At 49.1% G+C, this 11,424-nt stretch carries 14 protein-coding genes; 7 read left to right on the top strand and 7 right to left on the bottom strand.

Annotation, left to right across the window (positions count from 1 at the left end):
• The first annotated feature begins 336 nt into the window (after positions 1-336).
• The gene (locus tag DU000_RS01010; RefSeq protein ID WP_114401502.1) at positions 337-1,998 is read left to right on the top strand and encodes a methyl-accepting chemotaxis protein; all 1,662 of its coding nucleotides are present in this window, start codon (positions 337-339) and stop codon (positions 1,996-1,998) included.
• Positions 1,999-2,009: 11 nt separating this feature from the next.
• On the opposite strand, the gene DU000_RS01005 is transcribed toward DU000_RS01010, so the two are convergent.
• Positions 2,010-2,495 (bottom strand): YajQ family cyclic di-GMP-binding protein, encoded by a 486-nt coding sequence (locus tag DU000_RS01005; protein WP_114401501.1) that lies wholly within the window; start codon positions 2,493-2,495, stop codon positions 2,010-2,012.
• 63 nt (positions 2,496-2,558) lie between these two features.
• Between DU000_RS01005 and murB the strand changes: the two genes are divergently transcribed.
• Positions 2,559-3,647, top strand: coding sequence for a UDP-N-acetylmuramate dehydrogenase (gene murB, locus DU000_RS01000; protein ID WP_114401500.1), 1,089 nt, complete (start codon positions 2,559-2,561; stop codon positions 3,645-3,647).
• A 19-nt stretch (positions 3,648-3,666) separates the two neighbouring features.
• Here the strand turns inward: murB and ppnP are convergent, their stop codons facing one another.
• Genes ppnP through DU000_RS00980 form a run of 4 tightly spaced genes read right to left on the bottom strand, consistent with a single transcriptional unit; the run spans position 3,667 to position 6,433 of the window.
• On the bottom strand, positions 3,667-3,975 hold the full coding sequence (gene ppnP, locus DU000_RS00995) for a pyrimidine/purine nucleoside phosphorylase (RefSeq protein WP_114401499.1): 309 nt from the start codon (positions 3,973-3,975) through the stop codon (positions 3,667-3,669).
• 3 nt (positions 3,976-3,978) lie between these two features.
• Entirely contained in the window at positions 3,979-4,257 is a 279-nt protein-coding gene (locus tag DU000_RS13125; protein WP_114401498.1) for a TfoX/Sxy family protein, read from the bottom strand.
• 29 nt (positions 4,258-4,286) lie between these two features.
• Entirely contained in the window at positions 4,287-5,219 is a 933-nt protein-coding gene (argF, locus tag DU000_RS00985) for an ornithine carbamoyltransferase (protein ID WP_114401497.1), read from the bottom strand.
• A 29-nt stretch (positions 5,220-5,248) separates the two neighbouring features.
• On the bottom strand, positions 5,249-6,433 hold the full coding sequence (locus DU000_RS00980) for an aspartate aminotransferase family protein (protein ID WP_240001752.1): 1,185 nt from the start codon (positions 6,431-6,433) through the stop codon (positions 5,249-5,251).
• A 316-nt stretch (positions 6,434-6,749) separates the two neighbouring features.
• On the opposite strand from DU000_RS00980, the gene DU000_RS00975 reads away from it, so the two are divergent.
• Complete coding sequence (locus DU000_RS00975; RefSeq protein ID WP_114401495.1) at positions 6,750-7,055, top strand: DUF3579 domain-containing protein; 306 nt, start codon at positions 6,750-6,752, stop codon at positions 7,053-7,055.
• A gap of 63 nt (positions 7,056-7,118) precedes the next feature.
• Here DU000_RS00975 and rpsT read toward each other — a convergent pair whose 3' ends face one another.
• Positions 7,119-7,385: a 30S ribosomal protein S20 gene (gene rpsT, locus DU000_RS00970; protein ID WP_114401494.1), complete on the bottom strand. Its 267-nt coding sequence runs from the start codon at positions 7,383-7,385 to the stop codon at positions 7,119-7,121.
• A gap of 230 nt (positions 7,386-7,615) precedes the next feature.
• On the opposite strand from rpsT, the gene DU000_RS00965 reads away from it, so the two are divergent.
• The 4 genes from DU000_RS00965 to DU000_RS00950 all read left to right on the top strand — a co-directional run bounded on the left by DU000_RS00965 (position 7,616) and on the right by DU000_RS00950 (position 9,726).
• On the top strand, positions 7,616-8,179 hold the full coding sequence (locus DU000_RS00965; protein WP_114401493.1) for an RNA polymerase sigma factor: 564 nt from the start codon (positions 7,616-7,618) through the stop codon (positions 8,177-8,179).
• Complete coding sequence (locus tag DU000_RS00960; protein ID WP_114401492.1) at positions 8,176-8,583, top strand: DUF3619 family protein; 408 nt, start codon at positions 8,176-8,178, stop codon at positions 8,581-8,583. Before DU000_RS00965 ends, DU000_RS00960 begins: the two co-directional genes overlap by 4 nt.
• A 102-nt stretch (positions 8,584-8,685) precedes the next feature.
• Positions 8,686-9,183 carry a DUF3106 domain-containing protein gene (locus DU000_RS00955; RefSeq protein WP_158529597.1) on the top strand — a complete coding sequence of 166 codons (498 nt, stop codon included), beginning with the start codon at positions 8,686-8,688 and terminating at the stop codon, positions 9,181-9,183.
• Between the two features lie 12 nt (positions 9,184-9,195).
• Positions 9,196-9,726 carry an RDD family protein gene (locus DU000_RS00950; protein WP_114401490.1) on the top strand — a complete coding sequence of 177 codons (531 nt, stop codon included), beginning with the start codon at positions 9,196-9,198 and terminating at the stop codon, positions 9,724-9,726.
• A 3-nt stretch (positions 9,727-9,729) separates the two neighbouring features.
• Here the strand turns inward: DU000_RS00950 and DU000_RS00945 are convergent, their stop codons facing one another.
• Positions 9,730-11,376 (bottom strand): AMP-binding protein, encoded by a 1,647-nt coding sequence (locus DU000_RS00945; protein WP_114401489.1) that lies wholly within the window; start codon positions 11,374-11,376, stop codon positions 9,730-9,732.
• Positions 11,377-11,424: the final 48 nt, after the last annotated feature.

Below are 11,424 nucleotides of genomic sequence, written 5' to 3'. Positions count from 1 at the left end.
GAATGTTATGAAGAAAAAGTGACCCAAATTGCCTCTAAGGTAAGGCATTAAATTTGCTGGTCTGGATTAAAGCAATGAACCTTAATATTTTATCATGCGACCCGTTGCTATTTTTGAGTTCTGCTGGCACCTAAACATAGCGTTTTTCGATCATAGCGTTTTTCGATCACTGAAGGCCAGTCAATGCAAACCGTCACACCACAATAAGCGCCTGGCTTCATTCGAGCCCCAAGCTGAGGGGGAGCTGGAACACTCAGCTTTTTTCATGCCCAGCCGATATTTTGAATGCGCTTTATTCGCTATTTTTATAACCCTAAACTTTGAAGCGATATTCCTATGACCCAACCTCTCTCTTTACCCCGCTGGCACCCCTCTACCGTGCAAGGCACCCTGCTCGGCATGACCCTACTGGGCATAGGTGGATTGATTATTCTAGGAATCCAGCTTTTAGTCTCCTTACAGGCGCACCAACGTGGGGCAGAGCAGGTTTTCTTGGCAAAAGATGCGGTTGCCGATATCCTGCCACCGCCCATGTATGCGATCGAACTGATGTTGGTCTCTTACCAGGCAGCAGAAGCCGTCAATCAAGACTTGAATACAGACTTTTATATCCCCGAGATTACTCGCCTCAAGCGCGATTTTGAAGTCCGCGCTGACTATTGGAAAAACAATCAAGTAGTCGAACCAAGTATTCAAGCCGCACTACTGGGGAAACAGCTAGAAACTGCCTTGTCCTTATTCAAGCTGGCTGAAACCACTTTTTCTAGTGCAATCTTGCAGAAAAATAAGGAGGATGCGCAGCAACAGCTCACGGCCATGGTGAAACTTTATAAGGCTCATCGACAGGCGGTCGATAGCACCGTTAACCTTGCCAACCAATATGCCGAAACAAAAATTAACGATATGTCGCGCACCAATACAATCACCATGCTGGCGGCTATTTTTACCTTTATTCTGATCACGGCGGCGATGAGTGGTTTTTCATGGCGCTATGCGCGTCGGTTACTGGCTAAAATTGGCGGCGAGCCTAGCCTAATTGCAGAAACCGCTGCCCAGATCGCAGCGGGGAATCTCAGCAATCCCCTTCCCACTGAGTGGCAGCGAGCGGGCAGTTTGGGTTTCAGCTTCAATAAAATGCAAGATAGCTTGCGTCTCCTTGTACAGTCGCTGCAAACGCAAGCCAATCAATTCAATCAACAAGCGAATCGCATGACTCAGATTGCTGAATCTGGCGCGCGGGCGATTGAAGAGCAGTCAACCTCACTGCGCGCTATTCATGGTGCGATGGAACAGGCACGTGAACAGTCGACTGTGATTCATACTCAAGTCATTGAAGCCAATATCATGATGCAAAGTGGTTTGGAAGCCGCGGCAGAAAATGCCAAAATTGCTCGCCAAGCTGCATCAGATCTCAATGAACTTTCTAAGCTAGTTCGTGATACCTCTCAAGTGCTGTCTTTTGTCGATTCGCATGCGAAAACGATTAATCTCTCTGCCAGTCAGATCAGCCAAATCGCCAAGCAAACCAATTTACTGGCACTGAATGCTGCCATCGAAGCAGCGCGCGCCGGTGAGCATGGTCGAGGTTTCTCCATTGTGGCCGATGAAGTACGCAAATTGGCGCAATCCGCCAGTGAGGCGGCGGGTGAAATTACTCATGTCGCCACCGCCTTGGAAAACAGTGTCCAGGCGCTGAATGCGTCAGCAGCAGAAACGATTGAGTTGGCCACTAAAAGCGTAGAACGGTCAGAAGCGGTTGACAGCGTTACGGAGCATGTTGCCCAGATGACGCAGCGCATGCAAGTGATGGTTAATGCCTTAACGGTTGCCAGCGAAACGCAACTCAACGAGTTTAATCAAGTGACGTCTGCTTCTGATGCCATTGCCAATGAATTAGAGACAACCGCCAGCTCCGTGAATGCGATTGCGACGATGAGTGGACAAATTAATGAAGAAACAAACCGCTTGGAAACGCTGATTCAGCGCTATCGAATTTAATCAAGAGCGGTTTAATCGCGGAAATTCTCAAACCCCAGCGGCACATCCGCGACTTCCTTGCGCAGCAGGGCAATCGCGGCTTGCAAATCATCACGCTTGGTCCCGCTAACTCGCACCGTATCCCCCTGAATACTGCCTTGTACTTTCATTTTTGAATCTTTAATGGCTTTGACGATACGCTTACCCAAGTCGCCCCCCACGCCATTTTTAATCTCGATGGTTTGTTTGAGTTTATCGCCGCCAATTTTTTCTTTTTTGCCATCTTCTAGGAAACGGGCATCCACATTACGCTTGGCACATTTGTTCGCCAGCACATCCCGCACTTGGCTTAATTTAAAGTCATCATCGGCAAACAGAGTGAGTTGATGTTCCTTGTGCTCCACGCGAGCATCCGAACCTTTAAAGTCAAACCGCGTCCCAATTTCTTTATTGGCTTGTTCCACGGCGTTTTTTACTTCCACCAAATCGGCTTTACACACAACGTCAAAACTGGGCATGTCAGATCCTTTCGCACACAAGTACATCACAAGGGGATATAGGAGCGAATTATAATCGCCACCATGACCTCACACAGTTCTCTATCTACCAACGCTCTTAATGCACAGGATGTATTAACGCGCATCACGACGCAGGCAGACCTGCAACCCTACAACACCTTGGGTTTACCTGCTCACGCAGCGTACTTTTACACCCTAACGGACGAAGCCGACCTACCCACACTCTGCGCCTATGCGCAGCAACAGCAATTACCCATCTTAGTATTAGGTGGCGGGTCGAATGTGGTGTTAACGCAAGACTATCCAGGCTTAGTGATTAAAGTCGCCACACAAGGTAAGGCCATTCTGCCGTCCAGCCAGGGTCAAGACGTGAGCGGCACAACCGACGCACCCATGCATCTGGTTGAGGTAGCGGCTGGCGAAAACTGGCACGAAACGGTGTCCTGGCTAATCGCGCAAGGCTACCCCGGGTTAGAAAATTTGGCACTCATCCCCGGCACGGTCGGGGCTGCCCCTATCCAAAACATTGGTGCGTATGGCTTGGAATTGGCCGACCGCTTTCACGCGTTGCGTTACTTTGATCTACAAACCCACACCATTCACACCCTAAGCAAAGAAGACTGTGCGTTTGGGTACCGAGATTCCATTTTTAAACATGCACTACGTGGCCGCGCCCTTATACTCAGCGTGACCTTGGCCTTGCCGAAAACATGGCAAGCACAGGCCGATTACAAAGATATTCGGGAAAATCTGCAAGGCGACGTCACTCCGCAAGCAATTTTTAAAACCGTGGTCAAAGTTCGGCAACAGAAATTACCCGACCCGGCAGTGCTCGGTAATGCGGGCAGTTTTTTTAAAAACCCTATCTTGTCGGCGGCACAAGCACAAAGCTTGCTGAATGCGTATCCAGAATGTCCGCACTATCCGCAACCGGATGGCACGACTAAAGTCGCCGCTGGCTGGCTGATTGAACAAACTGGCTGGAAAGGACGCCGCGTGGGCGCTATCGGGGTGCATGAACGTCAGGCGCTTGTTCTCGTTCACACGGGTGGCGGAACCGGGAACGCACTGATACAACTCGCACACCAAATACAAAGTGATGTGTACCAAAAATTTCGGGTTCAGATTGAACCTGAACCCCTGGTGATCTAGCTGTTAGTGTCGCAATGACTTAGCCAAAATGGCAAACGTAGTGCAGTGTTTCTAGCGTTTCAATTTCAAAGCTACTGTTGCCGGGCACATTAAAAGACTGGCCGCCCGCATACTCCACCACGCTATCACTACCCGCCAATTTAATTTGGCATTTGCCTTCCAGCAGTTCCATGATTTCCGGTGCACCGGTATTGAATACCAGCTTGCTCGGCAGAATCACGCCCACGGATTTTTTAGTGCCATCCGCCAGCGTAATGGAATGGCTCACACATTTACCATCGAAGTACACATTGGCTTTTTTGTTCACTGAAACATGATCGAATTGCATGAGTTATCTTCCTATTGAAGTAAGTTTAGATTCTGTTTGTAATGTTAATTTCAACTCAGCCGGCAATTTATTCCAGTGGCAATCAATCAATGCCCCTGCTATCGCATAGAGAGCAATGATGTTAACGTTCCAACCGTTGGCTCTTAAAGCTTGCCACGTCGGAATAGCCCCCATCGCGGCCAGATCTGCCTTTGTATGTATCCCAATCCGAGCCAGCTGCGCACATGACGCAGGCCCAAGATTCTTGAGAGTGCTGACTGGGGCCTCAGGGTTGGTTGACATGCTGGCACATACCCAATATCTCTTAGCGGTCAGCCATGCTCACGCCAATCAACATAGCCACACAGCAAGAACTCCATCAGCGCTTTTTGCACATGCAGGCGGTTCTCAGCTTCATCCCAAACGACCGATTGCGGGCCATCAATCACTTCTGCACTGACCTCTTCGCCACGATGCGCAGGCAAACAATGCATGAATAAGGCATTAGGCTGCGCTACTTGCATCATCTCTGTATCAACTTGCCAGTCAGCAAAAGCTTGCAGACGTGTTTCGTTTTCTGCTTCGTAGCCCATGCTCGTCCACACGTCGGTAGTCACCAAATCCGCACCTTGGCAAGCTTGCATGGGATCGGTAAACACACTGAGGTGGGCCAACTCATTCGGGGTGAACATAGCTTGATTTAGGGCATAACCAGGTGGGGTCGAGACATGTAACTTAAAGTCGAGTAGCGCTGCTGCCTGCAACCAAGAATGCGACATATTGTTCGCATCGCCGACCCAAGCAACCGTTTTGCCTTGGATACTGCCGCGATGCTCAATGTAGGTAAAAATATCCGCCAGCACCTGACAGGGATGATATTCGTTCGTCAAGCCGTTGATCACGGGCACCCGCGAACTTTTGGCGAAACGTTCAATAATGTCTTGCTCAAAAGTACGAATCATCACGATATCGCACATCCGGGAAATGACTTGTGCGGCGTCTTCAACAGGCTCGCCGCGCCCCAATTGCGAATCACGGGTATTGAGATAAATTGCTGAGCCACCCAATTGATGCATCCCCGCTTCAAAAGACAGGCGCGTCCGGGTTGATGCCTTTTCAAAGATCATGACCAAGGTTCTATCTTGTAACGGATAGTAGGGTTCGTAGCGCTTAAACTTTTGTTTGATGATAGCCGCACGTCGAAATAAATAATCAATTTCTTGGGGACTACAATCTTTGAACTGTAAAAAGTGTCTGATTTGCATAGCAGGATGCCTCACCCTTAAGACAGGGATTATTTTGACAAAAACTGTTTAATGAGCGGCACCAAACGAGCAATGAGGACATTAGCGTCCGCAATACTCAAAATCAGTGGTGGCAATAAACGCACCACATTATCGCGGGTGACATTAATCAATAGCCCTGCAGCCAGTGCCTCTTTAACCAACTCTCCACACGGGCGATCTAACTCAATCCCAAGCATCAGGCCTCGCCCCCGAATCTCGACAACCCCAGCCACGTTGCATAAGTCATTTTCCAAGCCCGCACGTAAGTATCCTCCGACTTTGGCAGCATTGGCCAGCAAGGCATCGCGCTCCATCACCGTTAAGGTCGTTAAAGCGGCTTGACTAACGAGTGGGCCACCACCAAAAGTGGTGCCATGATTGCCGGGCCCCATCACCCCCTTGGCTTGCCCACCGGCCAAACAAGCACCGATCGGCACCCCAGAGCCCAAGCCTTTTGCGAGAGTAATAACATCTGGCACAATGCCGGCATGTTGATAGCCAAACCAGGTGCCCGTACGGCCAATACCACTCTGGACTTCATCAATCATCAATAGCCAGCCACGCTCGGTACAAAACTCGCGCAATCGCTTGAGGTAACCTTCTGTCGCGATATTGATTCCCCCTTCACCCTGCAAGACCTCTAGCAAAACAGCCTGAATCTCTGGCTGCGTATCGGCTACAGCCTGAATCGCTGCCATATTGTTGTAAGGCACTCGAATAAAGCCCTCGTCGGGCAATGGCTCAAACCCATGCCGTGCTTTTTCACTGCCGGTCGCGGCGAGCGTTCCAATGGTTCGGCCATGCCATGCCCGTTCCATGACGATCACTTTAGCTCCAGGTAACCCTGTTTTTTTGTAACCGTAGAGACGTGCTAACTTGATTGCTGCTTCATTGGCCTCAGCACCTGAATTACAGAAAAAAACTTCATCAAGGCCGCTGAGTTGGCTAAGTTTGGTCGCTAGAGACTCTTGCTCTGCGACACCATATAAGTTAGACGTGTGAATCAGGCGTCCAGCCTGTTCGCTGATAGCCTGGACCAAATCGGGATGGGCATGCCCTAACCCGGATACCGCAATGCCTGCTAGCGCATCTAAATATTCTTTACCGGCGGTATCCCACAACGTCACGCCACGCCCATGCGTAAACGTAACAGGTAAACGCGAATACGTATTCATTACATGCGATTGGCTCATTTTTTCCTCAATTTATCCATCTGATTCCACGCTAGTTTCGCAAGCAGCGAAACGCCACTATTTCCAATAGTCTATCATTATCGATCCAATCCACTCATTTGCATCCCAAGTACTGCGTGAATTTACTCGATTGATCATCACAATGCTTTTGCGCACTAAAATGCCGTCCCCTTAGGCAACCTCAATAATTGACTTTATGCCATCTTCTTTTTGCCGTTATGCCATTATGTTCTAGTAGGAAACATGGCACCGACACAACTCTTATATAAGATATAATACATACTCAATTTTGTAGATAGTGCGGGTAAATTAAGCAATGGCGCTACATAATCAAGCAATATTTATCCAAGGCATGACCAGCACTGGGCGCTCGTTCCGACCCAGTGACTGGGCCGAGAGGCTGTGCGGTGTTATGTCTTGCTTTCGTCCGGATGCTGCCGGACCCCACGCCCACTTACAATACTCACCATACTGCCGGCCAATTATGGTGGGGAATATCAAATGCGTTGTCGTTGATCCTCGTCTACAGGACCTAGAACCAATGGCGATGAAATTTGTGTTGAATTTTGCAAAAGACAATGACTTACAAGTCGTCGATGCCTGCGTGATGCCAGATAAATGATGCGCTTGAATGCTCAAATAAAAAAAGCCAGCTTAGCTGGCTTTTTTTATTCTCTCCAGCGGCTTACGCAGCCATAGCCTTAATCGCACTGTTCAAACGGCTTTTGTGACGTGCCGCTTTGTTTTTGTGCACAATTTTCTTGTCCGCGATACGATCGATAACACTGGTTGCGGCCGCAAACGAGACGAGGGCGGCGGCTTTGTCGCCTGCTGCCACTGCTTTTCTTACACCTTTGACGGCGGTACGATAAGCAGAGCGGAGAGCGGAATTGTGTGCATTTTGTGCAACTGCTTGACGGGCACGTTTACGTGCTTGGGCGGTATTTGCCATGAATCCTGATCCTAATAGGTTTAAGTAAAGCGTCTACCCCTAATCAGGGAGAGTAAACGCAGAAATCTGTAATTCGCTAATATAACTGCTCTAGCAAAAAAACACAAGCCTCGTTTGGCTGCAGGTGACGAAATATCGATGCATGCGGCAAAGACTAAGCAATATTGTTTCCGGACTATTGAGATTTTTGCTAGCATGCTGCTTTTGGCAAAGCCGACCGACTTTATCGCATGGCAACTTCGCAGGAACTAGGACAATTTCTTGAAGAAATAGAGAGGCGCGCCTACAAAACTGCCCTATATGCCGTTCGCCAAGAAGAACATGCATTGGATATCGTACAAGACAGCATGATTAAGCTTGCCGAAAGTTATGGCGATCGCCCTGTGCCCGAGCTGGCACCGCTCTTTCAACGGATTTTACATAATACGATTAATGATTTCTTCCGGCGACAAAAGGTTCGCAATCTCTGGACAACCTTATTTTCTAGCTTACAAACCCAGGCTGAATACGAAGAAGGCATTGACCCTCTGGAGAATATAGCTGCAGAAAATGCTGCCGAACAGAGTCCGCCTGCAGAACTTTCAAGGCAGCAGACACTCTCAATCATTGAACAAGAACTGAAAAAACTTCCCCCACGTCAACGAGAAGCCTTCATTATGCGTTATTGGGAAGAAATGGATGTAGCAGAAACAGCGGCAGCAATGGGTTGCTCAGAAGGCAGCGTAAAAACTCATTGTTCCCGTGCGACACATGCTCTAGCAAAAACCTTGGCGGCCCGAGGAGTGAAATTATGACTGTCATAAACCATACTGAATTCGCTTACAAAGTACGTGCGAAGCTGATTGAAGGTGAAAATAGCCTGGAGCCGGCCATTCAGGCCAAATTACGGCAAATACGCCAACAGGCACTCCTGCGCCAAAAAACAGCCACCGAATCTGTCCTTTCTTCCGTAAAGCTAGGCAATACACTCGCCATGCCTGTGAACACATGGCAACGAATAACAAAACAGCTGGTCCCGCAACTGGGAACGGGTTTTGCAATTCTGACCTTGGTGGTGGGCTTGGTTGCGCTGGATGCCTATGAAGATTTCATTTTGGCCCAGGAAATGGCTGAAGTAGATAGCGCATTACTTACCGATGACTTACCCCCCGAGGCCTATGCAGACAATGCTTTTAGTTTCTTCTTAAAAGCAGATTAAGCTGAATTCATGATTGACCATTTCCGGTGCTGTTTATTCTCTGCCACTGTTTTACTATGCTGTTCTGGGCATGCTGAGACACAGCCTGAAATCGCGCCAACAGTGAGCTCACTAAAAAATTCGCCCCCTGCCCCCCCCCCTGCAGGACCACATTTACTAAGTGCGCCACTAGCTCCTGAGTGGAAAAATCTAACGCCAGCACAACAATCCGTCCTGGCACCCTTGCGCGAAGACTGGCCGAAAATGGTGAATGCGCGCAAATTAAAATGGCTTGAAATCGCGAATCGCTACCCCAAGATGAGCCCACTAGAGCAACAAAGGCTGCAGGACCGGATGCGTGAATGGGCGAGATTAACCCCGGAACAGCGTCAAGCTGTGCGGGAATCTTTTTCTGCAGCGCGCAAATTACCTGCTGACAAAAAACAAGAAAAGTGGCAAAACTATCAGCAACTGGCGGATGAAGAAAAAATTCGATTGCAGAGCGCATCCAGCGCCCCTGTCCGCCTACAGCGGCTGGCACCTGGTCTACACGCCCAAATCAATGCGGGCAGCCATAGACCTGTGATCGCCAGTAAACCCCTTGCCGCTGGCTCACGCTAACACAGCGAAATCATGCCTGACAAGATTGTCACTGATCAACCTTCACAACCTGAGCCAGTGACGGTGATCCGCCGACTGAAGTGCATGGTTTATGAAGGACTACTGCTGTTTGGATTATATTTCGCTGCAGCATTCTTATTTTTGGCAATCACAAATGATCGTGATATTGCCCATAGTCACCGCCAACCCTTTTTCTCACTGTATATTTTCTTGGTATTCGGGGTCTATTTTGTCTATTGCTGGACACGCAGCGGTCAGACCCTAGCGATGAAAACGTGGCAATTAAAATTGTGTAACCAGCGCGGGGGAATGCTCTCTCTCAAACACGCCGTTCTGCGCTATGTATTTTCCTATGCTTGGTTTTTACCGAGTTGTCTCATCGGACTGGTGCTGGGCAGAGAGGCCGCTGTCAGTATTTTAATTAGCGTTGTGCCAAGCATAATTTTGTGGAGCCTGACAGCAAAACTCGATCCAGCAAGGCAGTTTTTACATGACCGCCTTGCTCGAACCCAAGTTATTTTGAGTGACCCAAGATCGGATTGAGCCTTATCTCAATTCGCGGCGTAATACTTTTCCTACTGGGGTCTTCGGTAACTCGTTACGAAACTCAATGACTTTAGGACGTTTATAGCCAGTCAAGTTTTCTTTGCAATAGGCCTGGAGTGCCTCTGTTGTCAGTCCTTTGTCTTTGAGCACGACCACCAGCTTCACCGCCTCCCCAGATTGTTCATCTTTTATCCCAACTGCCGCACATTCCAGTACACCGGGGTGACTTGCCACAACGCCTTCAATTTCATTGGGATAGACATTAAACCCAGAAACTAGAATCATGTCTTTCTTCCGATCGGTAATACGTACCTTACCATCAGCTTCAACCAAGGCAATATCACCGGTTTTGAGCCAGCCTGCCTCCGTTAAAATGCCTGCTGTTTCATCAGGTCTTTGCCAATAGCCCGCCATCACTTGCGGGCCGCGAACACACAGCTCACCCTCTTCGCCAATAGCCATTTCCTCAAATGCATCATTGCGAATACTGATCTCTGTGGAAGGTAAAGGATAGCCGATTGAGCCATTGTAGGGTTGATTAAGAATATTGCAGCAAACAATTGGCGAGGTCTCGGTTAAGCCATACCCTTCGGAAATATGATTCCCGGTTTTTTCATACCAGCGCTGTGCTACCGCACGCTGAACCGCCATCCCACCCCCCACGCAGACTTTTAATGCTGAGAAATCGATGCGATCAAAGCCCGGTGCATTTAACAGGGCATTAAACAAGGTATTCACCCCAGTAATGACGCTAAACCGCGTCTGCTGCAATAACTTAATGAATGTCGGGAAATCTCGCGGATTTGTCACTAAGATATTGTTTCCCCCCATCTTGACAAAGAGCAGGCAATTTACCGTTAAAGAGAAAATATGATAAAGCGGCAAGGCCGTAATCACATTTTCACCCTCACCTAAATCTGTACCCATCCAAGCGCCTGCCTGAGCCGTGTTTGCGAGGATATTACGATGAGTCAGCATCGCTCCCTTCGCCACGCCAGTGGTGCCGCCCGTGTATTGAAGAAAGGCTAGATCACTGGCCTGCAAGGTAATCGGCTGGATACTGGCTTGCCTGCCTAAATTCATCACCTCTCGCCAAGGACGCGCCTGAGGCAGATGGAAGGGCTTGACCATTTTTTTAACGTGACGCACTACAGCATTCACGATGGTTCGCTTGAGCCAGGGAAAGGCATCCCCCAATTCAGTGGTAACCACCTGCTGCACCGACGTCTGATGAATCACTTCAGCCAAGGTATGGGCAAAGTTCTCAATAATCACGATCGCCTTGGCGCCAGAATCCTGGAGCTGATGCTGGAGTTCCCGTGCAGTGTAGAGCGGGTTCACGTTAACCACCACAAAGCCAGCTCGCAACACCCCGAACAGCGCAATCGGGTACTGCAAACAGTTCGGCATCATGATCGCGACACGGTCACCCCGAGCCAATCCCAGTGTTTGTAAATAGGCTGCAAATGCGGTCGATTGCTGGTCAAGCTCAGCATATGACAATGACACGCCCATGTTGGTGAACGCGGGCCGGGTCGCATGGCGGGAGCAACTCTGGGTTAATAAATCAATGATTGAGGTAAATTCGTCGGGATTGATGTTTGCTGGCACTTTAGCGGGATAAGACTGCAACCATATAGCGTCCATGATGTCTCCTCAGCGACTGATGTTTTGGATGCCAACTTGATGTATTCG

Origin of the sequence: Parvibium lacunae (genome assembly GCF_003335215.1) — a bacterium.
Taxonomy (GTDB): Bacteria; Pseudomonadota; Gammaproteobacteria; order Burkholderiales; family Burkholderiaceae_D; genus Parvibium; species Parvibium lacunae.
This window is presented reverse-complemented; position numbering and strand designations above follow the sequence as displayed.

Excerpts from the sequence above, each read along its gene's own strand:
- DU000_RS01010 (WP_114401502.1), top strand. The coding sequence starts at position 337 with ATGACCCAACCTCTCTCTTTACCCCGCTGGCACCCCTCTACCGTGCAA.
- DU000_RS01005 (WP_114401501.1), bottom strand. The coding sequence starts at position 2,495 with ATGCCCAGTTTTGACGTTGTGTGTAAAGCCGATTTGGTGGAAGTAAAA.
- murB (WP_114401500.1), top strand. The coding sequence starts at position 2,559 with ATGACCTCACACAGTTCTCTATCTACCAACGCTCTTAATGCACAGGAT.
- ppnP (WP_114401499.1), bottom strand. The coding sequence starts at position 3,975 with ATGCAATTCGATCATGTTTCAGTGAACAAAAAAGCCAATGTGTACTTC.
- DU000_RS13125 (WP_114401498.1), bottom strand. The coding sequence starts at position 4,257 with ATGTCAACCAACCCTGAGGCCCCAGTCAGCACTCTCAAGAATCTTGGG.
- argF (WP_114401497.1), bottom strand. The coding sequence starts at position 5,219 with ATGCAAATCAGACACTTTTTACAGTTCAAAGATTGTAGTCCCCAAGAA.
- DU000_RS00980 (WP_240001752.1), bottom strand. The coding sequence starts at position 6,433 with ATGAGCCAATCGCATGTAATGAATACGTATTCGCGTTTACCTGTTACG.
- DU000_RS00975 (WP_114401495.1), top strand. The coding sequence starts at position 6,750 with ATGGCGCTACATAATCAAGCAATATTTATCCAAGGCATGACCAGCACT.
- rpsT (WP_114401494.1), bottom strand. The coding sequence starts at position 7,385 with ATGGCAAATACCGCCCAAGCACGTAAACGTGCCCGTCAAGCAGTTGCA.
- DU000_RS00965 (WP_114401493.1), top strand. The coding sequence starts at position 7,616 with ATGGCAACTTCGCAGGAACTAGGACAATTTCTTGAAGAAATAGAGAGG.
- DU000_RS00960 (WP_114401492.1), top strand. The coding sequence starts at position 8,176 with ATGACTGTCATAAACCATACTGAATTCGCTTACAAAGTACGTGCGAAG.
- DU000_RS00950 (WP_114401490.1), top strand. The coding sequence starts at position 9,196 with ATGCCTGACAAGATTGTCACTGATCAACCTTCACAACCTGAGCCAGTG.
- DU000_RS00945 (WP_114401489.1), bottom strand. The coding sequence starts at position 11,376 with ATGGACGCTATATGGTTGCAGTCTTATCCCGCTAAAGTGCCAGCAAAC.